Source organism: Stenotrophomonas sp. ATs4, from assembly GCF_051861585.1.
In the GTDB taxonomy this organism is placed as follows: Bacteria; Pseudomonadota; Gammaproteobacteria; order Xanthomonadales; family Xanthomonadaceae; genus Stenotrophomonas; species Stenotrophomonas maltophilia_AS.
Window position 1 is genome coordinate 444,505 of sequence record NZ_JBLYPK010000002.1, and the last position, 21,665, is coordinate 466,169.

Annotated in this window: 17 protein-coding genes; 11 read left to right on the forward strand and 6 right to left on the reverse strand. The window is 67.4% G+C overall.

The annotated features are described in order from the left end of the window. Nucleotides 1-70 precede the first annotated feature (70 nt). Complete coding sequence (locus tag ABR323_RS05140; RefSeq protein ID WP_439448497.1) at nucleotides 71-829, reverse strand: SDR family NAD(P)-dependent oxidoreductase; 759 nt, start codon at nucleotides 827-829, stop codon at nucleotides 71-73. 447 nt (nucleotides 830-1,276) lie between these two features. Here ABR323_RS05140 and ABR323_RS05145 point away from each other — a divergent pair, with 447 nt between their 5' ends. Further along, nucleotides 1,277-2,230, forward strand: coding sequence for a helix-turn-helix transcriptional regulator (locus ABR323_RS05145; RefSeq protein ID WP_439448498.1), 954 nt, complete (start codon nucleotides 1,277-1,279; stop codon nucleotides 2,228-2,230). Between the two features lie 210 nt (nucleotides 2,231-2,440). Here the strand turns inward: ABR323_RS05145 and ABR323_RS05150 are convergent, their stop codons facing one another. The 3 genes from ABR323_RS05150 to ABR323_RS05160 form a co-directional block, all read right to left on the reverse strand. Beyond that, on the reverse strand, nucleotides 2,441-4,351 hold the full coding sequence (locus ABR323_RS05150; protein WP_439448499.1) for a CocE/NonD family hydrolase: 1,911 nt from the start codon (nucleotides 4,349-4,351) through the stop codon (nucleotides 2,441-2,443). 221 nt (nucleotides 4,352-4,572) lie between these two features. Beyond that, complete coding sequence (locus ABR323_RS05155; RefSeq protein WP_135274157.1) at nucleotides 4,573-4,959, reverse strand: DUF4440 domain-containing protein; 387 nt, start codon at nucleotides 4,957-4,959, stop codon at nucleotides 4,573-4,575. Next, nucleotides 4,959-6,317, reverse strand: coding sequence for an MFS transporter (locus ABR323_RS05160; RefSeq protein WP_439448500.1), 1,359 nt, complete (start codon nucleotides 6,315-6,317; stop codon nucleotides 4,959-4,961). Before ABR323_RS05160 ends, ABR323_RS05155 begins: the two co-directional genes overlap by 1 nt. 105 nt (nucleotides 6,318-6,422) lie before the next feature. On the opposite strand from ABR323_RS05160, the gene ABR323_RS05165 reads away from it, so the two are divergent. Next, nucleotides 6,423-7,319, forward strand: coding sequence for a LysR family transcriptional regulator (locus ABR323_RS05165; protein WP_439448501.1), 897 nt, complete (start codon nucleotides 6,423-6,425; stop codon nucleotides 7,317-7,319). Between the two features lie 101 nt (nucleotides 7,320-7,420). Here ABR323_RS05165 and ABR323_RS05170 read toward each other — a convergent pair whose 3' ends face one another. After that, the gene (locus ABR323_RS05170) at nucleotides 7,421-10,216 is read right to left on the reverse strand and encodes a beta-glucosidase (RefSeq protein ID WP_439448502.1); all 2,796 of its coding nucleotides are present in this window, start codon (nucleotides 10,214-10,216) and stop codon (nucleotides 7,421-7,423) included. Nucleotides 10,217-10,553: 337 nt separating this feature from the next. Here ABR323_RS05170 and ABR323_RS05175 point away from each other — a divergent pair, with 337 nt between their 5' ends. Together ABR323_RS05175 and ABR323_RS05180 are read left to right on the forward strand one after the other, a co-directional pair. Continuing rightward, on the forward strand, nucleotides 10,554-10,988 hold the full coding sequence (locus ABR323_RS05175) for a VOC family protein (RefSeq protein ID WP_135274161.1): 435 nt from the start codon (nucleotides 10,554-10,556) through the stop codon (nucleotides 10,986-10,988). A 78-nt stretch (nucleotides 10,989-11,066) separates the two neighbouring features. Beyond that, a complete protein-coding gene (locus ABR323_RS05180) occupies nucleotides 11,067-11,771 on the forward strand; it encodes a helix-turn-helix domain-containing protein (RefSeq protein WP_439448503.1) in 705 nt (234 codons plus the stop codon). A gap of 9 nt (nucleotides 11,772-11,780) precedes the next feature. On the opposite strand, the gene ABR323_RS05185 is transcribed toward ABR323_RS05180, so the two are convergent. Continuing rightward, the gene (locus ABR323_RS05185) at nucleotides 11,781-12,659 is read right to left on the reverse strand and encodes a sterol desaturase family protein (protein ID WP_439448504.1); all 879 of its coding nucleotides are present in this window, start codon (nucleotides 12,657-12,659) and stop codon (nucleotides 11,781-11,783) included. A 142-nt stretch (nucleotides 12,660-12,801) separates the two neighbouring features. Here ABR323_RS05185 and ABR323_RS05190 point away from each other — a divergent pair, with 142 nt between their 5' ends. The 7 genes from ABR323_RS05190 to ABR323_RS05220 all read left to right on the forward strand — a co-directional run bounded on the left by ABR323_RS05190 (nucleotide 12,802) and on the right by ABR323_RS05220 (nucleotide 21,658). Further along, on the forward strand, nucleotides 12,802-13,752 hold the full coding sequence (locus ABR323_RS05190; protein WP_439448505.1) for a LysR family transcriptional regulator: 951 nt from the start codon (nucleotides 12,802-12,804) through the stop codon (nucleotides 13,750-13,752). A 92-nt stretch (nucleotides 13,753-13,844) separates the two neighbouring features. Further along, nucleotides 13,845-14,495, forward strand: a complete 651-nt coding sequence (locus tag ABR323_RS05195) for a DsbA family oxidoreductase (RefSeq protein WP_439448506.1) — start codon at nucleotides 13,845-13,847, stop codon at nucleotides 14,493-14,495. 35 nt (nucleotides 14,496-14,530) lie between these two features. Next, complete coding sequence (locus ABR323_RS05200; RefSeq protein ID WP_005410050.1) at nucleotides 14,531-15,538, forward strand: cyclase family protein; 1,008 nt, start codon at nucleotides 14,531-14,533, stop codon at nucleotides 15,536-15,538. Between the two features lie 381 nt (nucleotides 15,539-15,919). Further along, the gene (gene imuA / locus ABR323_RS05205) at nucleotides 15,920-16,534 is read left to right on the forward strand and encodes a translesion DNA synthesis-associated protein ImuA (RefSeq protein ID WP_065724547.1); all 615 of its coding nucleotides are present in this window, start codon (nucleotides 15,920-15,922) and stop codon (nucleotides 16,532-16,534) included. Between the two features lie 9 nt (nucleotides 16,535-16,543). Continuing rightward, the gene (locus ABR323_RS05210; protein WP_439448507.1) at nucleotides 16,544-17,953 is read left to right on the forward strand and encodes a Y-family DNA polymerase; all 1,410 of its coding nucleotides are present in this window, start codon (nucleotides 16,544-16,546) and stop codon (nucleotides 17,951-17,953) included. Nucleotides 17,954-17,959: 6 nt separating this feature from the next. Further along, the gene (locus ABR323_RS05215; protein ID WP_439448508.1) at nucleotides 17,960-21,070 is read left to right on the forward strand and encodes an error-prone DNA polymerase; all 3,111 of its coding nucleotides are present in this window, start codon (nucleotides 17,960-17,962) and stop codon (nucleotides 21,068-21,070) included. A gap of 81 nt (nucleotides 21,071-21,151) precedes the next feature. Next, nucleotides 21,152-21,658: a hypothetical protein gene (locus ABR323_RS05220; protein ID WP_135274168.1), complete on the forward strand. Its 507-nt coding sequence runs from the start codon at nucleotides 21,152-21,154 to the stop codon at nucleotides 21,656-21,658. Nucleotides 21,659-21,665 lie beyond the last annotated feature (7 nt).

The following is a 21,665-nucleotide window of genomic DNA, read 5'->3' on the forward strand; positions in this document are numbered from 1 at the left end:
ACCGCACGGGTTCATCCACGCATGGCGTGGATCTACTGATCACCGCCATGTGTATCCCTGTTGCATCCGGTTACTGCGCCAGATAACCGCCATCGATGGCGTAGTAGGTGCCGGTCGCGAACGAGGCATCGTCGCTGGCCAGCCAGGCCACCAGCGCCGCCACTTCCTCGGCCGTGCCCAGCCGCTTCAACGCGTGGCGACCTTCCAGCGTGGCGCGCACCTTCGGGTCCATCTTCTCCAGCAGCGGCGTACTGATGAAGCCCGGGCCAACCGCGTTGACACGGATACCGTCGGTCGCGTGTTCCCACGCTGCGGTCCGGGTCAGCCCGACCACGCCGTGCTTGGCCGCCACGTACGCAGTGGAGCCGGCATAGCCCACCTGGCCCAGGATCGAGGCCATGTTGATGATGCTGCCGCCGGTTCCGGCCGCCCTCATCGCCTGGATCTGCGCACGCTGGCACAGGAACACGCTGGTGAGGTTGACGTCGATTACCCGCTGCCAACCATCGATCGGATAGTCACCGCTGCTGGCAGCTGGCCCGCCGATACCGGCGTTGTTGACCGCCACATGCAGGCCGTCGAGTTCCTTGATCGTGCGCTGCACTGCTGCCTCTACCGCAGCGTCGTCAGTGACGTCCAGCGCGATGCCGATGGCCTGTGCACCGTCGTCGCGCAACTGCGCCACGGTGGCATCCACCGCATCCTGCTTCAGATCCCAGACCGAGATCCGCGCGCCGGACGCCGCCAGGGTCTGCGCCACGGCCAAGCCGATACCGGACACGCCGCCGGTCACGATCGCGGTCTTGCCGGTGAGCTGGTAGTCAATCATCTGCGTTCTCCATCAGTAGGGGGTATCGAAGTGGCCTGCAACAGCCAACCGCCCCACCCTACGCGCGTGCCCGTGATGGCCTGGCTGACATCGCGTCTGCAGACGATCGTTCCAGCAATGAAACCTCAACTCAAGTTGATGTATGGAATTGCGTACGCATATGCATGCAAAACGCCGGCGTATGTTCGGCGGCATTTTCACTTTGGCCGTAATCGTCAATCGTTTTGACCATATTGAAATCAAAAGCGCGCGAATCGAGGCGACAATGGGAAACGCTTCCAGTTTCTTCGAAACATTCCATTCAACCTGGTGTTTCCCCACCATCCAGAGTGCCCACGCCATTGCTTCCCAGCATGTCTGCACGGGTAACGACCGGATCTGCATCTGCTTTGCAGAGCGCGTGGGCGAGGTAATGCCAGCGTCCACCTCCAATGCACGTGCCGAGCGATGTCCCGATATTTCACTTTTGCTGATTACCGCCGCTTCGGCCACCGCCATGGCTTCGATTACCGCGCCGACCCGGAACACCTGCGCGACGACCAGTGGGCCGGCCATGGCGAGGTCAACGAACAGTTCCTGCGCGGCGGCATGAGCCTGATCGCCTCCGACGTCCATAATCGCTTTCCCTATGTCGCCACCGCCCAGCAGAGTCCCGGCCTGGCCATCCGCGTGATGTTGCAGGGCGAGGTCGATGTGCGCATTCCGCGACGCGCTGGTTTCACCCTGCGCGCTGGCACGGCGATGACCGCGCACCACCGCGAACAGGTCGAGATGACGGGTGCGCATCCTGGCGAAACGCGCATGCGCGGCGTCAGTGTGATGGTGCCGGGCGAGATCGATCCGGACCTGTTCAAGCTGCCGCAACTGGAGACCGCGCTCAACACGCACCTGGAATGCCGCCATTGGGCGATTCCGCACACCCTGCTGCCGGTGCTCGGGCAGCTGTTCGACAGCCCCTGGCAGGACGGCATTGACGCGTTGTGGCGCGAAGGCGTTGCATTGCAGCTGCTGGCCGTTGGCCTGAAGGCCGAGGATCTGCAGACCGACCATGTACGAACGCTGCGGGCCGGCCAGCGCGAGCGGCTGGAACGTGTGCGTGCCTACCTGCATGACGATCCGAGCCACACCCACAGCCTGATCGAACTGGCCCAGCTGGCCTGCATGAGCCCGAGCTCGCTGCGCCGTCATTTCGCCCAGCAGTACGGCTGCTCGGTGTTCGACTACCTGCACGAACAACGCATGCGCCACGCCGAACAGGGACTGCGCGAAGACGGCTGGACGGTTGAGCAGGCAGCTGCCGCCAGCGGTTACCGCCACCCCAGCAACTTCGCCGCGGCATTCCGCAAGCGCTTCGGCCTGGTACCCAGCCGCTGGCGCACGGGCCCCTCGAAGGTGGGCTGAAGGCCTGTGCCCTGGCAGGTGTCGATCTTGGTCGATCGGGATGCCATGGCCCAGCCTTGGTAGGTGTCGACCTTGGTCGACACGCTCCTGCGCCATCGCGGATGCCGGCCAGCGGCCGGCACTACCAACGCCGCCGGGCATGGCCCGGCGCTACCGACACCGCACATCCTTGGGTAGCGCCGGGCCATGCCCGGCGTCACCCCCTTCGCCTCAGTACACCGGCAGATCGATGTAACTGGCCTGCGCCGCGCTGTGCCAGACCCGCTGTGTAGCCTTCTGGTAATCGCCCGGCTTGGCCAGGTAGACGTTAGGCACGTAGGTCTGCGGGTTGCGGTCGTACAGCGGGAACAGGCTGGACTGCACCTGCACCATCACCCGGTGCCCCTTCTGGAAGGTGTGGTTGGCGTTGGGCAGATCGAAGCGGTACGGCAGCACCTGGTTCGCCGCCAGTGGCTTCGGATCGCTGAAGCTCTCGCGGTAGCGGCCGCGGAAGATCGCGAGCGACACCGGCAGCTCGTAGCCCCCCATCTCCGGCGTCGACGCTTCCTGGTCCGGATACACGTCGATCAGCTTCACCACCCAGTCGCTGTCGGTGCCACTGGTGGAGGCCTGCAGGTGCACCACAGGCGCGCCGCCGATGCGCAACGGCACGGTCAGCGGTTCGGTGATGAAGGTCAGCACGTCCGGACGACCATCGACAAAGCGCTGGTCCTTGACCAGCCAGGTGGTCCACATGTCGCGGTCACCGAAGCGGACCGGACGCGGCACGAATGGCACCGGCTTTGCCGGGTCGGACACGTATTCCCCGAAGTCGCCCTCACCCGCCGCCGGCGCCTGGAACGCCAACTTGCCGCCGGCGCGCAGGTACAGCGGCTTGCTGCTGGCGGCGCAACCCTTGTCGCAGCTGCGCGGCCAACCCTTCAAGCGGTCCCAGTGGTTTTCGCCCGTGTTGTAGATCAGCACCGGCGGCGTGTCGGCCTTCGGCGCGCCATCCACCAGGTACTGGTCGAAGAACGGCTTGAGCACGTCGCGACGGAACTGCAACGCGGTATCGCCATCGAACTTCAGCGCGCCCAGTTCGCTGCCGCTGTAGTTCACCTGGCTGTGCCGCCACGGGCCCATCACCAGGTAATTGCGGTTGTTGCCACTGTCGCGCCCTTCCATCGCCTGGTAGGCGTGGTTGGCACCCCACATGTCCTCCTGGTCCCACAGGCCCTGCAGCCACATGGTCGGCACCTTCAACGGTGTCTTCGCCATCACCGCATCCAGCGCCTGGCCCTGCCAGAAGCCGTCATAGGCCGGATGCTCGACCAGCTTCTTCCACCAGGTCAGCTGGTCCACGCCGGTGAAACGCGCGTAGTCGCCGGCCGAACCGATGCGCAGGAACGTGCTGTAGTCGTCATAGCCGAGACTGGGCAGCGGCGTACCCTTGCCGCGCTTCTCGGTCTGCATCGCGAAGTAGTTGAAGTTGACCTGGCGGAACGCACCGTAGTTGAGCCAGTCGTCGCCCATCCAGCCATCGACCATCGGGCTCTGCGGTGCGGCCACTTTCAGTGCCGGATGCGGGTCGGTCAGCGCCATCACCACGGTGAAACCCTCGTACGACGAGCCGAGCATGCCGACCCTGCCGTTGCTCTCCGGCACGTTCTTCACCAGCCAGTCGATGGTGTCCCAGGCGTCGGTGGAGTGGTCGACTTTGGTGTTGTTCAACGGCCCGCGCAGTGGCCGCGTCATCACGTAATCGCCTTCGGAGCCGTACTTGCCACGGATGTCCTGGAACACGCGGATGTAACCACCGTCGACGAATACCTCGTCGCCCTGCGGCAGCAGATCGCGCATGCGCGGCGAATCACTGCGGCTGGCGCGGCCAGCGGCATCGTAAGGAGTGCGGGTCAGCAGGATCGGCGCGTTGCGGGCGCCCTTGGGCACCACGATCACCGTATACAGCTTGGTGCCATCACGCATCGGCACCATCACCACGCGCTTGTCGTAATCGCGGCCGACATCGGGTGCAACGAAGGGCTTGCCGCTGATGTCCGGGGTCATCGGCGGGGTATCGGCGGCCAGCACGGTGCTGGACAGGCAAAGGGCGATGGCTACAGCAACGGCACGCACACGCATGGACAACCCCTCCCGGCAGGAAAGTCTCAAGCCTACTCCTGCCTTGATCCGTGAAGTGTGGGCGGGCTTTGCATTCTGCGGCGGATGCAGGCAGGACTGATGGCACATGTGCCTCCGGCGCCGCTGCGCTCGCCGACGACCGGTAGTGCCGGCCGCTGGCCGGCAACTTCATGATCCTGGGGCGCGCTACGCGGTTGCCGGCCAGCGGCCGGCACTACCGGTCAGGCCACCGGCACTTCATGCAGCGCCAACCATCGCCAACGCCCCTGTTCCACCCGCAGCACCGCCAGCGATTCGCGCCAGGCAACCGCCCCTTCACCCACCGAATGCCCTTCGCGATAGCGCAGCACTGCCAGCGGCGACGGCACATCCACTGCCTGCAGGGCTTCGATGTATATCTGCAGGCCTGGGCGCGCGCCATGACCACCCGCGAACAACGCTTGCACGGCATCGCGATCCAACCTGCGCCCAGTGATGCCGACCATACTGAAGTCCGCGCAGAAATGCGCCATCAGATCATCCAGCGCATCCGCGCCAACCTCGGCACGGAACCAGGCCTGCAGCTTGTCATGCAGGTGGTGGATTTCATGTTCTGCGGTGGTATCCATCAGGTGTTCTCCGGTTGCGAAAGGGTGAACCTCTGCGGCCGGCGCAGCAGCGCCATCGGCAGCAGGGTCAGTACGGCGGCCAGCCCCAGCGCCACGTGCGTGGCGTAAGCCGGCAGCCATTGCATGGCCAGTGCCAGCAGCAACGCGATGGCCGCGGTGCCCAGGCAGAAGCTGAGCTGGCGATTGAGATTCCAGAGAGCGCTGGCATCGCCCAGCGCCTCCGCTTCCACGCCATGGAAGGCCAGCGTCTGCGCGGTACTGCTGCACAAGCTGCCGCCGGCGCCCATCAGCGCGAACAACATCCCGGCCAACGCGAAGGCCGGCTGCGGCAGCAGCGCCATCAACAGCAGGCCGCTCGCCTGCAGGACCATGCCCGCACGCAACACTCTGGCTGCACCGAAACGGGCCAGCAGACGCTTGCTGGCCGTGATCGCGATCGCCGAAGCCAGCGCCCACGGCAGCATCAACGCACCGATGCGTGCCGCGCTGTAACCGGCCTGGTGCAGCTGCAGGGTACTGACCAGCTGGCTGCCGATGAATACACCGGGTACGGCCAGATAGATCAGCATCGCCAGGCGCAGCCCACGATGGGACAGCAGGGACCAGCGCAGCAGCGGCTGCACTTGCCTGCGTGCGTGGCGCAGGTGGGCCGCCGCCAGCAGCAGCGCGACCAGCAGCAACACGGTGCCTGCGGCCCGATGTCCCGTCTCGCCGAGCCAGGTCAGCGCCAGCAGCAGCGCACCCAGCGCCAGCATTGCGGTGGACAGCGCATAGGCCTGCAGGCGCGGCGCACTGCGCGCGCCATCGGCCGGCATCCAGGCCAGCACCAGGCCGATTGCCACCACCGCCAACGGAAGGCTGGCCCAGAGCACGCCGCGCCAGGACAACCACTGGACCAGCAGCCCGCCCAACGCTGGCGCCAATGCCGGCACCAGCAGCGCCACCAGCAGGATGCGGCGGGTCAGCGCGCCACGCTGCTCGGGCGTGCACTGGCGGTAGGCCGCCGCCTGCGCCACCGGAATCAGCAGGCCGCCGGCCAGCCCCTGCAGCAGGCGCCAGCCCAGCAGCCAGCCGATGCCCGGTGCTGCGCCGGCCAATGCCGCCGCCAACGCAAACAGCAGCAGGGCCGCCAGCAGCAAGCGACGCTCGCCGCAGCGCGCGGCCAGCCACGGCGCCAGCGGAATCACCACGCTCAGGCCCAGCATGTAGGCGGTGCCGACCCAGGCCAGGGTACCGACATCGGCGTGCAGTTCCGCCGACAATGCCGGATAAGCCACCGTGGCGATGAACATGTTGACCAGGTCCAGGGCGAACACCAGCAGGAAGATCGCCTCATGGCGCAGGCGGGGGGACGGCATCGGCGACGCTCCAGCAGGGAAGCGGCCAGCATGCCGTGCGAGCCTTGTTGGAAAAACACGACAGCAACTGCAACACTGTCAAATCTGCTTTGACAATGAATTGCCATGGTCAGCCTCGATCGATTCGATATCTTCCGTGCAGTGGTCGAGGCCGGCAGCCTGACCGCTGCCGCCGATCGCCTCGGCCTCAGCCGTGCGGTGGTCAGCTTCAACCTGAAGCGGCTGGAGCAGGAGCTGGGCGTGACCCTGCTGTTGCGCAGTACCCGCCACCTGGCCCTGACCGAGGCCGGCGAACAATTCCTGCAGCACTGCGTGCAGGCGCTGGACGCCGCACAGGCAGCGATCGATGCCGCGCGCCGCGACCAGCACCAGCTGCAGGGCGTGCTGCGCCTGACCACCACGCCGGAGTACGCCCAGCTACGCTTGATTCCCGCGTTGGAGACGTTCCGTGCACGGCACCCGGCGCTGCAGCTGCACCTGTCGACCTCACCGGCACCGGCCGACCTGATTCCCGAACGCTTCGATCTGGCGATCCGCCTCGGCCGCCTGCCGGACTCGGGGCTGCATGCCAATGAACTGGAACGGCATCCGCTGTGCGCAGTGGCCGCTCCATTGCTGCTGGCACGCCTGCCCTCGGCCGATGCCGTGGATGATCCGGTGCAGCTGGGCACCCTGCCCCGCCTGGGCTACCCGCGTCTGGCCGATGTGCCGGTGGTGGCGCCGGATGGCAGCGACGCCTTGTTTGCCACCAACCCGGGCAATGCGGTGGTGCGCGTGGATGGTGCCAGCAGCCTGCGCGCTTTCGCTGTGGCCGGCGCCGGGGTCACCGTGCTGCCACGCTGGCTGATCGAGGACGATCTGGCCCAGGGTCGGCTGCGACCGGTACTGCGCCAGCATCGCTTCCCGCAGCAGAGCGTGTACGCGGTCTACCCGCACAGCACGCAGCCCTCACCGAAGGTGCGGCAGCTGATTGATTTCCTGCGCGGGTGGTTTGGCAAATGAAAAAAGGGGACGGAGGGGATTAAGTCGTTTGTGCATAAACGACTTAATCCCCTCCGTCCCCTTTTTCAGACACGGCCCTGTGCGGGCCGTGTCTTCAGGCATCAGCGCAGCACCTGCTCCACCAGCTGCACGTCCACCGTCTGCAGAGGCTCGGCGGCATTGCGCGACAGCTGCACCTGATAGGTACCGCCGTCGATCTTCCACTGGCGCGCCCGTGCATCGTAATGAGCCAGGGTCTTCGGCTCGGCTTCGATGCGGATGCGACGCTGTTCGCCCGGCTGCAGGTTCACCTTGTCATAGCCGATCAGGCGGATCGGCGTGGTGCTGCCGGCGGGCAGCTTCAGGTACAGCTGTGCCACATCGGCACCGGCACGCTTGCCGGTGTTGCGGATGTCGACGCTGGCGACCAGGCGCGAGCCTTCCACGCTCACCTTCAGGTTCTCGTAGGCGAACGAGGTGTAGGACAGGCCGTGGCCAAAGGCGAAGGTCGGGGTCAGGCCCTTGGCCGCCATCCACTTGTAGCCGACGTTGGCGCCTTCGATATCGAAATCGAACACATCACCGAACGGCTTGGCCGGCTTGAAACCGAGACCGTCGATGTGCGGGCGTGGCAGCTGCGATTCGTCCGTCACCCAGGTCACCGGCAGGCGGCCGGACGCATTGACCTGGCCGGTCAGCAATGCGGCAATGCCTTCGCCACCGCGGATGCCCGGGTACCAGGCCTGCAGCATCGCCGGCACCTGTGCCAGCCACGGCGTGCGCACCGGGCCGTTGGTTTCCAGTACCAGTACGGTCTTCGGGTTGGCCTTGGCCACCGCCGAAATCAGCGCATCCTGGTTGTCCGGCAGCTGCATGTCCGGCAGGTCCACCGATTCGGCGGCCCACTGGGTGGCGAACACGATGGCCACGTCGGCCTGCGCGGCGGCCTTGGCCGCAGCGGCAGTATTGCTGCCATCCACATACGCGATGGTCGCGTCCGGGCGCGCGGCGCGCAGCGATTCCAGCGGCGAGGACGGATGGAAGATCACCGGGCCCGGCCAGGTGGTCGGCATCACGCCCGGCACCGCGTTGGTGCCCTTGGCGGTCACGCCCACCATCGACGAACCACCACCACCGATCACGCCCTTGTCGGCATGGCCGCCGATGATGACGATGCGCTTCACGCTGTCGGCCAGCGGCAGCAGGTTGCCTTCATTGCGCAGCAGCACGCTGCCCTCTTCCACCGTACGCTGTGCCACGGCGAAGCCGGCCTCGGCATCCACCTTCTGGTGCTGCGGCGGATTGTCGAAGTTGCCATGCAGGAACATCGTGCGCAGGATGCGCGCCACCATGTCGTTCAGGCGCGCCTGCGGCACCACGCCGCCATGCACGGCCAGGCGCAGCGGCTCATCGAAGAACACCGCCGCGTCGAACACTTCACCGGCCGACTGCTGGTCCAGGCCGGCCAGCGCCGCCTTCGAGCCGCTGTGCACGCCGCCCCAGTCGGACATCACGAAACCGGGGAACTTCCATTCCTGCTTCAGCACCTGGTTCATCAGGTAGCCGTTCTCGCAGCCGTAGGTGCCGTTGATCTTGTTGTACGAGCACATCGCCACGCCCGGGCGGCCCGCTTCCAGCGCGATCTCGAAGGCCAGCAGGTCCGACTCGTGCATGGCCTGTTCGCCAATGCGCACGTCGTGGAAGTTGCGACGGGTCTCCATGTCGTTCAGCGCGAAGTGCTTCATCGAGGAGATCACGTGCTGGCTCTGCACGCCCTGAATCAGCGCGCCGACCATCGAACCGGCCAGCAGCGGATCTTCACCGGCGTATTCGAAGTTGCGGCCGTTGCGCGGGTCGCGCTGCAGGTTGACGCTGCCCGACAGCAGGATGTTGAAGCGCTGCTGCCACGCCTCGCGGCCCATCGTGGCGCCACCGGCGAAGGCTACAGCGCGATTCCAGGTGGACGCGGTGGACGGGCCCGACGGCATGGCCGTGGCGAAATCACCCGGGCGGATGCCGCCCGGATTGGTCACGCCCACACCGGCATCGGCCGACTGCTGCGACGGAATGCCCAGGCGCGCCACTTCCGGCACGAAGCCGGCCGAACCCACCGCGCCTTCCGGCAGCTTGCCGCCATCCTTGCCCAGCCCGAAGTAGCTGTGCAGCATCTGGAACTTCTCGTCCTCGGTCATCGCCTTCAGCAGCAGCGCGGCGCGCGCATCGGCATTGAGGGTGGTGTCCATCCACGGCGTGTCGCCGTGCTTGTCGGCGGCATAGCCCAGGGTCAACAGGGTGGCGCGCAGGGTGCTGCCTTCCACCTTGAACGGTGCACTGCTGGCGGCCTGGAAGCCGTCGCTGAAGTAGCTGGCATCGGCTTCCAGCGCCACACGCGCCGGATCGAAACCTGCGGCCTTGGCCGATTCACCGGCCACCGCGCCGAGCAGCACCGCCGGTGCGCCCAACCGCGAACGGGTGACCAGCGCCGGCAGCTGTGCGGCACCTGCGCCGGCATCGGTGTAGACCGCCACGGTGTGGCGGCCATCGTCCAGGCGCAGGTAATTCAGGCCCGGCTGGTCCGGACCGGATTCAGCGGCGATCGGCAGCCGGGTCAGCACGGCCTGGCCGCGCTGGGTCTGGCCATCGTCCTTGCCCGCAGCAATGAAGCGGTACTGGTAGCCCAGGCCATCAGCCAGCACCTGCAGCGGGTCGACCTGGCCGATGCCGCGCTGCACCTGGCGCACGCTGACCGCGTCCACCTGCAGGGTCTTCAGCTGGGCGGCCAGGGCCGGCATCGCCTCGGCGGTCGGGGCCTGTTCCAGGGTCAGCACAGTGAACGCGGCGGGGTCGGCCCAGGCCGGGGCGGCCAGTGCGACAGACAGGGCCAGGGACAGGGCGAGCGGCTTTGTAAACGTTTTCATCGGCGAGCGTAATTCCGTTGCCAAGGCAATCGGTCCAGGGAAAGTGCCGCCGAAGGGTGCAGCGTTCATGCCGCGCAGGGGTTGCCAGGCAACGTCCCGCAGGCCGAAGGACGGGCCGGTCTGCGCGCGGGACCCTCCTCCCGGCGTGACAACCTGCCTGCCCGGGCCGCGCAGGGCGACCCAATCATGTGAAGATTGTGCGAGGGCGTTCACACCTGTCAACAGGACCTAAGTCACAGGGGCAACCCGGCCAGTGGTTATCAGGCCATCACCGGCGGTCATCAGTGCGCCGCGCGGGGCTGCCGATAATGGAGATCCCTGGCCACGAACCGAGCCCATGACCGTCCACCGCGACTTCGACCATCTCTGGCGTGACCGCTGCGATACGTCCAGCCAGCGCGCGCCGCGCGTGCTGATCCGGGTGTTCGTGGCCCCCGGTGAGCTGGAGCGCAGCGTGGCGTTCTACGAGCAGCTGCAGGGCGTGGTGGCCGATGCGGGGTTCCCGTTTCCGGAGGCCGGATTACGCCTGGCCATGGTCGGTGCATTCCTGTTGATCGAAGGGTGCGATGAGGCGCTGGCGCCGTTCACCTCAACCACGGGGACATTGCTGGTCGACGACGTTCGGCCCTATCACGACAAACTGGTCGCGGCTGGCGCCGAGATCATCTTCCCGTTGCAGGTGGTACCGACCGGGGCGGCCTTCAATGCGGTGCATCCCGATGGCACCGTGGTCGAGTACGTGCATCACCGGCCCGACCCGCACGGGCGGTGAGGGCGCACGCCACACCTCCGTAGATCCACGCCATGCGTGGATATCGGTCTTGGGGCACCGGGTGCAAGTCATCCACGCATGGCGTGGATCTACAATCCCTCCATGTCCTCCCCCGCCCTACCCTGGAATGGCACGTTGCTGCTGGATGCGCACGCCGCCGTGCTTCACGGTCATGCCGGTGACAGCGCCGCGCACGCGCACTACGCCCATCAACTGCTGCTCAGCGACGGTGCACCCTGGCAGGTCGAGGTCGATGGCGTACGGCAGCAGGGCCAACGGCTGTGGCTGCCCTCCTTCCAGACGCACGCGATCCTGTCGGCGCCGGAAGCGGGCTGCACGGTGTTCCTCGAGCCGGCGCATGCCGATCCCGCACAGATCCAGCAGCACCTGCACGCGCTGCCGGGCAACGCGCTGGAGCTGCGCGACTGGCTGCCACGGCTGAGCCGCCCGCAACCGCTGGATCGTCGCGTGCAGGCGGCGTTGGCCCGTATCGTCCAGCACCTGCCTGGCCCGGTACCAGCCGCCGATATCGCCGAAGCGGCGCACCTGTCGACCAGCCAGCTGCACCGGCGTTTCCAGTCCGATCTGGCAGTGACCCTGCGCGGCTGGGTGCTGTGGCAACGGCTGCGCAACGCGCTCATGCATCATCTGCGCGGACACAGCCTGACCGACAGTGCGCATGCCGCTGGATTCGCCGATCTGGCCCATCTGTCGCGCAGCCTGCGCCGCATGTTCGGCATCGGTGCCGCGCAGCTGCAGGGCCTGCAGCTGCACGCGACCTGACATGTTCGATCATTCGCGCCTGCGCAGACCTTCCGGCAGCTCCGGCACCTCGCCATGCGGCAATTCGCGGAACGGCGCCAGCAGCTGCCCCGGATAATCGCGCGGATAGTCCGGTTGGCTGCCGATACCGAGATCGCGTTGCTGCAGCCGATAGCCCGGCGCATCGAAGGCGGTCCCCAGCAGGTGATCCCAGACGGTCAGGAACAGGCCGAAGTTGACGTCGCCAGCGGTGCCGTAACGCATGTGGTGGAAGCGGTGCAGCGGCGCCCAGGCCATCACCCGGCCCAGCACGCCGGGACGCATGTCCACGTTGGAGTGCTGCAGCAACAGCTGGATGGCAATGGCGAACGCCAGCACCGCCGCCACCGGCATCGGCAGGCCCAACAGCAGCAGCGGCAGTACGCCGCCCACTGCTTCGGCCGCCTGGTGCAGTGGGTGTTTCATCAGGCCGTTGAAACCATACATGCGGGTGACGCTGTGATGCACCGCATGCAGCCGCCACAACCAGCCGATGCGATGGCTGGCGTAGTGCACCAGGGTGATGCCAAGGTCGGCGCAGACGACAGCCAACAGTACCTGCAGCACGAACGGCCACTGCACCGGCCACAACTGCCACGGAATGATTGCCGCCAACAGCGGCACCGCGGCGATCGACAGCAGGTTCAGGCTTTCGTTGACCAGTGCATGCAGGGTGTCACGCAGGCTGTCGCCGTGGTCGTGGTTGAACGCGGGATCGTACGGCCAGGCACGCTCGGCGGCGAACGAGACCGCGATGGCGGCCGCCAGCAAGGCCAGCAGCCACAACGGATCACCGTGGCAGTGGCCGACCCAGACGGCGGCAGTGGCAACGAAACCCAGCAGGAACAGCGGGGCATACAGGCGGAGCATCCAGTGCTTCATGGGCAACCCGGAAAGTGAGGGGCCTGCATGCTGGCGTGGCGTATGGGGTGCCGGCTTGAACAAACGGCGCAACCCGCGCGCACCTGGTAGACGCCGACCTTGGTCGGCGCCGCGTTTCCCACATCCACGCATGGCGTGGATCTACAATGGCGCCCTCATCGCGCCCGGGGCCGGCATGGATTCCTTCAACCTGATGCGTGCCTTCCGCCGCATCGTCGAACGCGGCGGGCTGGCCCGCGCTGCCGAAGACCTGGGCATGTCGCCGGCCGGGCTCAGCAAGCAGCTGCGCACGCTGGAAGCGCATCTGGGCGTGGTACTGCTGCAGCGGACCACGCGGCGCATGAGCCTGACCGAGACCGGCCACGCCTATTACCGCGAATGCTGCCGCCTGCTCGACGAGCTGGAGGCGCTGGAACGCGGCATCGCCGAACAGCGCGGCGACGTGGCCGGGCGCCTGCGCGTGAACGCGCCGCAGTCATTCGCGCTGAGCACGCTGTCGTCGCTGCTGCCACGCTTCTTGCAGCAGCATCCGCAACTGTCGTTGGATCTGGTGATGGAAGATCGCCTGCTCGATGCAGTCGGTGAGGGTTTCGATGTATCGCTGCGGCTGCGCGCCGAACTGGATGACTCGCGGCTGGTGGCACGGCGCCTGGCCTCGCTGCAGCAGGTGCTGTGCGCGGCCCCGTCCTACCTGCGGCAGCATCCGGCACCGCAGGCGGTGGACGATCTGCAGGCACACAGCGTGCTGGCCTACAGCCTGTCCGACTCGCCCGGCAGCTGGCCGCTGCTCGGCCCCGATGGCCAGGTGACGATCACCCTGCCGGCGCGCGTCACCGTCAACAACAGCCTGCTGCTGCGCGACCTGCTGGTGGCCGGCATGGGCATCGGCGCCCTGCCCTCGTTCCTGGCGGCACCGGCGCTGGCCCGTGGCGAACTGCAGCAGGTGCTGCCCGACCACCGCTATCCGCCGCGCTTCGTGCATGCGGTCTACCCCACGTCGCGCCACCTGCAGCCCAAGGTACGCGCCTTCATCGATTTCCTGCACGCCGAGCTGCCCGGCTGCGCCGGCCTGGATTCGTAACCACCAGCGAAAACTGAGCTGCCCGCGGCGTGCTGTTTCAGCCGCGCCGCGCTGCCTAATCTGCCGCCTCCCCTCTCACCGATGGCAGGCAGATGTCTTCCGTTCCTTCCCCCGCCACCGCAGCGCCGGTGGTCGATTTCTTCCACGACGTGGTCTGCGGCTGGTGCTTCGTGCTGGCCCCGCGCCTGCAGCAGGTCTCGGCCGAACTCGGCATCCAGGTGCGCCACCGCAGCTTCGTGCTGCAGGACTCGCGCGCGCAGATGGTCGAGGTGTTCGGCTCGATGGAGCGCGCCAAGGCGATCATCCTGCGCCACTGGACCGACTGCGCCGCGCATGAAGACACCGCGCGCATCGATATCGAAGGCATGCGCGCACAGGACTTCGAGTATCCGTCCGGCTGGCTCGGCGCACTGGCCTGCCAGGCCGCCGGCATGCTCGGCGGCAATGATGCCCATGGCGCGATGTTCGATGCCGTGCAGTGGGCGCACCTGCACCAGCACCGCAACGTCGGCGACGCCGAAGTACTGCTGGATATCGCCGAATCGCTGGGCCATCCACGTGGCGCCTTCGCTGACCACATGCGCAGCGACGCAGTACGCCAGCACGTGCAGGCCGATCGTGCCGAAGCCGCTGCCCTCGGCATCCGTTCCATTCCCACCGTGATCGGCGGAAACGGCCTGCGCCTGCAGACCCTGCCGCTGCCACACCTGCGCCAGGCCCTGTCGCACCTGGTCGCGGCCTGAGCCGCACCATCCCTCACCCCACAAGGAGATTCCCCATGACCCCACGTACCCTGGCCACCGCGCTGGCCCTGCTGCTGGCCGGCACCGCCGCTTCCACCACCGTGTCCGCGCACGAACGCGTTCCCTCCGGCCAGCAGGTCGGTACCAGCCCCTGGGGGCCGAAGGACGAGATCGGCCGCCTCAACCTGATCACCGAGGCCTCGCGTGCGGCGATCCTGTCGCGGGTCAGCGGCGGCAAGGCCTATGACCTGGCCACCGAATACTACGTCGGCATGCCCAGCTGGCAGGATGCCGGCGACCCGCACTACCAGTTCTGGATGACCCACACCCCGCGCGGCACGGTGATGGACGACCCGATGGGCGTGGGCGAAACCATGAACCTCACCCGCAGCTACACCGGCACCGCGTTCTCGATGTACAGCCACACCGGCACCCACATCGATGCGCTGAACCACTTCGGCATCCATGGAAAGATCTGGAACGGCTTCGAGGCCGACAAGCACCTCGGCGACCGTGGCTGGAATGTCACCGGCATCGAGAAATTCCCACCGCTGATCGCGCGTGGCGTGCTGATCGACGTGGCCGCCGCCAAGGGCGTGGACATGCTGCCGGACAGCTACCGCGTCACCCGCCAGGACCTGAAGGATGCGCTGGCACGCCAGAAGGTGAAACTGCAGCAGGGCGACGTGGTGCTGATCCGCACCGGCCGCATGCGCCTGTTCGAACAGCCCAAGGCCTACATGGCCAACCCGCCGGGCATGGGTCTGGACGCGGCGCGCTTCCTGGTGGAGGACAGCGGCGCGATGATCGTCGGCGCCGACAACCTCAGCTTCGAGACCTTCCCCTCGGAGGTGTCTGACGACTACGTGCCGCTGCACACCTACCTGCTGGCCCAGCAGGGCGCGCCGATCATCGAGCTGGTGGCGCTGGACGAACTGGCCCGCGACAAGGTCTACGAGTTCGCCTTCATCGGCGGCCCGCTGAAGATCCGTGGCGGCGATGCCGCGCCGCTGCGCCCGGTCGCGTTGCCGGTCCGCCCCTGACTGGGAAACGCGGGCCACGGCCTGGGTAGCGCCGGGCCATGCCCGGCGAGCGAAACGGCCGATTTGGATGGTCGCCGGCGGGGCAGGTGCCGACCTGGGTCGGCACCGTTCTCCTATCCACGCATGGCGTGGATCTACCGAGCTGCGGCATGGATTCACCGGGGCTCTGTCCAGTAGATCCACGCCATGCGTGGATGCTTTACCCCTTCAGCAACCTGAAACCCGACCCTCCGATTTCATTAGTAATTCTACTCACAAGGCGAGTAGCATGTCCGGTCTCAGCCCCTGATACCGGCCCGTCGATACTCGCGCCATGCCCGCTGTTTCCGCCCATTCCTGCCGTTTCCAGCTCGCCCGGCGCCTCCCCAGGAGGACCGGCTGATGGGTGCCGTCGTCGCCCTCGACCGGCTGCTGGACGGGCGCCAGCTGTGGCGTGGCCCGGCCCGCCAGGGACCGGCCAGTGACCACCTGGCCAGCGGCCACCCGGCACTGGACGCACGCCTGCCCGGCGGCGGCTGGCCGGCCAGCGGGCTGTGCGAGGTACTGCAGGCGGCGCCCGGGGTGGGTGAGCTGGCGCTGGTCTGGCCGGCGCTGGCCAAGCTGAGCCAGCGCGACCGTCCGATCGTGCTGGTCGCCCCACCCTATCGCCCGCATGCCCCAGCCTGGGCAGCGGCCGGACTGGACCTGGCCCAGCTGCAGATCATCCACGCCACACCGAAACAGGCCCTATGGGCCACCGAACAGTGCCTGCGCTCCGCCGCCTGTGCGGCGGTGCTGTGCTGGCCACACCAGGCCGATGACCGCTCACTGCGCCGGCTGCAGGTGGCTGCCGACAGCGGCCAGTGCCTGGGTTTCGTGTTCCGCGAGGCGCAGGCGGCGCGCAATCCCTCCCCGGCCAGCCTGCGCCTGCAGCTCGACCACGGCCAGGTACGGGTACTGAAGTGCCGTGGCGGGCTGCCGCCGGCGCAGCCGTTGCCGCTGGCCATCGCCCACTGAGGCCGCGCCATGCACTGGGCCTGCCTGTTGTTGCCGCAGCTGGCGCTGGACAGCGTGCTGCGCCTGCAGCCGGACCCGCAGCGGCCGCTGGTGCTGCTGCAGGGGCCGGCGCAGCGTCGCGTGCTGCGTGCGGTCAGTCCTGCCGCCCGTGCGGTGGGACTGCGCCCGGGCATGCTGCTGTCGGCCGCGCAGGTACTGGTGCAGGACATGCATCTGCACGACTACGATCCCACCGCCGAACAGCACACCCGCCAGCTGCTGGCCAGCTGGGCCTATGCCTACAGCTCGCAGGTCAGCCTCGACTTCCCGCATGCGCTGGTCATGGAGATCGGCGCCAGTCGTGCCCTGTTCGGTGACTGGCTGACGATCCAGAAGCGCCTGCGCGGTGAACTGCATGAGCTGGGTTTTCGCCACCGTCTGGTGGCCGCGCCGACCGCGCATGCCGCGCGCGTGCTGGCCAACGTCCACGACGGCCTCGGCATCGATGCGCAGCAGCTTCCAGCGGCACTGGCACAACTGCCGTTGCCGCGCTGCGGCCTGCCCAGCGACGCGGTGACCGTGCTCGGCCGCTCCGGCCTGCGCACGTTGGGCCCGGTGCTCCAGCTGCCGCGCGACAGCCTGGCCCGGCGCTTCGCACCTGACGTGCTGCAGCAGCTGGATGCACTGCGTGGGCTACCCACTGCGCCACTGTGCTACTACCAGCCACCGGACCGTTTCGATGCGCGCATCGAATTCGAGTACGAGATCGAATCCAGCCAGGCCCTGTTGTTCCCGCTGCGTCGCCTGCTGTTGGACCTGGCTGCGTTCCTGTGTTCGCGCGATGGCGGCGTGCAGCGCTTCGACCTGCATTTCGAGCATGACCTGCTGCCAGCCAGCGTGTTGACCATCGGCCTGCTGGCGCCCGAGCGCGATCCCGCGCTGCTGTTCGAAATCGCACGCAACCGCATGGAAGCGTTCGCCCTGCCGGCCGGCAGCCGCGCACTGCGCCTGCAGGCCGAGCAGCTGCCACCGTTCGTACCCGCCGCGCGTGACCTGTTCGATACCCGGCCGGCACAGGCGATGCCCTGGAACCAGCTGCGCGAGCGCCTGCGCGCGCGGCTGGGCGATGACGCCGTGCAGCCGCTGGCAGTGCAGGCCGACCATCGCCCCGAACGCGCCAGTGGCACCCAGCCGCCAGCCAAGCCTCCGTCGTACTGGCCGCTGCGCCCCGGCTGGTTGCTGGACACCCCGCAACCGCTGCGTGATCCGCGGCTGCGCATCGTCACCGGACCGGAGCGGATCGAATCGGGCTGGTGGGACCAGGCCGACGCGCGCCGCGACTACTACGTGGTGGAAACCGCACACGGCCAGCGCGGCTGGGCTTTCCGTGAGCGCAACGATCCGCAGGCGCCGTGGATGCTGCACGGCTGGTTCGGCTGAGCCGCCATGCACAGCGAACTGCCCGGCTACGCCGAACTGCACTGCCTGTCTGCCTTCAGTTTCCAGCGCGGCGCCTCGATCGCCGAAGAACTGTTCGCGCGCGCCGCCGGCCAGGGTTACCGGGCACTGGCGATCACCGACGAATGCTCGCTGGCCGGCATCGTGCGCGCCTGGCAGGCAGCGAAGACGCATGGCGTGGCGCTGATCATCGGCGCCGAATTCCAGGTCGAGGATGGGCCGAAGCTGGCCCTGCTGTGCACCGACCAGGCCGCCTATGCCGGGCTCTGCCAGTTGATCACCACCTGCCGACGGCGCGCGGCCAAGGGCGAGTACCGCTGCCTGCGCGACGATCTGCTCGGCCTGCCCAACGGCCTGCTGTGCCTGTGGCTGGACCGGCAACCGGCGGCCACCGATCTGGAACTGCTGCGCGCCGGCTTCGATGATCGGCTATGGCTGGCGGTGGAACTGCACCACGAACACGACGACGCACGCCGCCTGCAGCAGCTGCAGGCCTTCGGCGAACGCCACCGCCTGCCGCTGGTCGCCAGTGGCGATGTGCACATGCACGTGCGACGCCGCCGCGCCCTGCAGGACACGCTGACCGCGATCCGCCACCGTTGCAGCGTGGCCGAAGCCGGCTGGCGCCTGTTTCCCAACGGCGAGCGCCATCTGCGCCCGCGCACCGCACTGGCCCAGCTGTACCCACCTGCCCTGCTGGCCGAGACCCTGCACATCGCCGAGCGCTGCCATTTCACCCTGGAGCAGCTGCAGTACACCTATCCGCGCGAGCTGGTGCCCGAAGGCCACGACCCGGACAGCTGGCTGCGCGTGCTGGTCGAACGCGGCATCCCGTGGCGCTGGAAAGGCGGCATCGAACCGGCGCAACGCACGCAGATCGAGCACGAACTGGCGTTGATCAAGCAGAAGAACTACGCCTCCTACTTCCTCACTGTGCAGGACATCGTGCGCTTCGCGCGCAGCCAGGACATCCTCTGCCAGGGCCGTGGCTCGGCGGCCAACTCCGCGGTGTGCTTCGTGCTGGGTGTGACCGAAATCGATCCGGCGCGCAGCAACCTGCTGTTCGAGCGCTTCATCTCCGCCGAGCGCGATGAACCACCGGATATCGACATCGACTTCGAGCACGAGCGCCGCGAGGAAGTACTGCAGTACGTGTTCAACCGCTATGGCCGCGAACGCGCCGCGTTGACTGCGGTGGCAATCAGCTACCGCGGCCGCAGCGCGATCCGCGATGTCGCCCGCGCGCTGGGCCTGCCGATGGACCAGGTCAACGAACTGGGCGCGGCGATGGACCATTGGGGCGGCCACGTACCGCTGCCGGAGACCCTGCGCGAGCGCGGCTTCGATCCGGAAACACCGCTGATGCGGCGGCTGCTGGCGCTGACCGCCGAGCTGATCGACTTCCCGCGCCACCTGTCGCAGCACCCGGGCGGTTTCGTGATTTCCGAGCACCCGCTGTCGACCCTGGTGCCGGTGGAGAACGCGGCGATGGCCGACCGCACCGTCATCCAATGGGACAAGGACGATCTGGATGCCACCGGCCTGATGAAGGTCGACTGCCTGGCGCTGGGCATGCTCACCGCCATCCGCAAGTGCCTGGCGATGCTGAAGCAGCATGGCCTGCACAGTGGACGCATGGATGCGATCGAGGATGACGACAAACCCACCTACGACATGATCTGCACCGCCGACACCATCGGCGTGTTCCAGATCGAGTCGCGCGCACAGATGGCGATGCTGCCCCGCATGCAACCGCGCAATTTCTACGATCTGGTGATCGAAGTCGCGATCGTGCGCCCCGGCCCGATCCAGGGCGACATGGTCCACCCCTACCTGGAACGCCGACGAATCCTGCGCGAAAAAGGCCCGGATGCGTTGAATGATCCGGACAACCCGCTCTATCCAGCACGACTGGAGCGCGTGTTCGCACGCACCCTGGGCGTACCACTGTTCCAGGAACAGGTGATGCAGCTGGCGGTGGAAGCGGCCGGCTATAAACCCGGTGAAGCCGATGCACTGCGCCGCTCAATGGCCGCCTGGAAGCGCCGTGGCGGCCTGGAACCGCACCGCGAAAAGCTGCTGGCTGGCATGATGGAAAACAACTTCAGCCGCGAATACGGCGAGCACCTGTTCGAACAGATCAAGGGCTTCGGCGATTACGGTTTCCCGGAAAGCCATGCCGCCAGTTTCGCCCTGCTGACCTATGCCAGCTGCTGGCTGAAGTGCCACCACCCGGCCGCGTTCGCCGCCAGCCTGATCAACAGCCAGCCACTGGGTTTCTACAGCCCCGACCAGCTGCTGCAGGATGCGCGCCGGCATGGCATCCACGTGCTGCCGGTGGACGTGCGCCACAGCGACTGGGACTGCACCCTGGATTTCAGTAAAGGGCCGGCAGCGATACGGCTCGGTCTACGCCTGGTCGATGGCTGCAACGAGCCCGCCGTACAGGCCATCATGCGCGAACGTGCGCGGCGCCCGTTCGACGATGTCGGCGACCTGTGCCAGCGGACCGCTCTGGACCGCCGTCAGCAGGGCCTGCTGGCCGATGCTGGTGCACTGCGTGGGCTCAGCGGCCATCGCCATCGCGCACGCTGGGACATCTCCGGCGTGGAAAACCGCCTGCCGTTGTTCGACCAGGCCCGCGCCACCGCCGAAGCCCGCGTGCCGTTGCCCCTGCCCAGCGCGTGGGACGACATGCAGGCCGATTACCGCAGCACCGGCACCACCCTTGGCCGCCATCCGATCTCGTTCCTGCGCGTGCAGCTGCGCAGCCGCGGCTGCCTGGACGCTGCACAACTGGCCGGGCATGGCCATGGCCGTCGCGTGCGCATCGCCGGCCTGGTACGCATGCGCCAGCGCCCGCAGACCGCCAGTGGCGTCACCTTCCTCACCCTGGAAGACGAGACCGGCATGGTCAACGCCGTGGTCTGGCGGCACCTGGCCGATCGCCAGCACCGGGTGCTGGTCGATACCCAGCTGATGCAGATCGATGGCCGCCTGGAACGCGTCGATGGCGTCCAGCACGTCATCGTGCAGCGCATGCATTGCCTGGATGAGCTGCTGCAGGGACTACGCAGCCACAGCCGCGATTTCCACTGACGATACACAACGTCACACAACGAACTGGCCATTGCCGGTCCGCATCCGCTATCGTCGGCACATCCAAGGAAGGACGACCCGATGCCCCGTGCACTGCTGCTGACCACCCTGCTGGTCTCGACCCTTGCCCTGCTTGTTTCCGGCTGGACCGCCTGGAGCCTGCATCGCAGCCAATCGCCACAACGCATCATCGAAGCACGCGGTCTGGTCATTCACGATGCAAACGGCCAGCCGCGGGTGATCCTCGGCGCACCGGTTCCCGATCCGCTCAGCCAGGGCCGCACCCAGGGACCGCGTGCCACCGCCCTGTCAGGCCTGATCCTGCTCGGTCCCGATGGTTCCGAACGCGGCGGCTACGGCACCAGCGACCGCGGTGGCGAAGCCCTGCTGACCCTGGACGATGCCACCGGCACCACCGAAGTGTTCAAGGTCGTCGCCAACCCGGACCGCGGCGCCAGCCTGATGGTCAAGCACCAGAACAACACCGGCGCCATGCTCACCTCCTGGCAGGGCAAGCCGGAGCTGATGTTCGTCGATGACAGCGGCCAGTCCTACTACGTGCGCCCCGGCGCCAACGCCGCGCCCTGATCTGCTT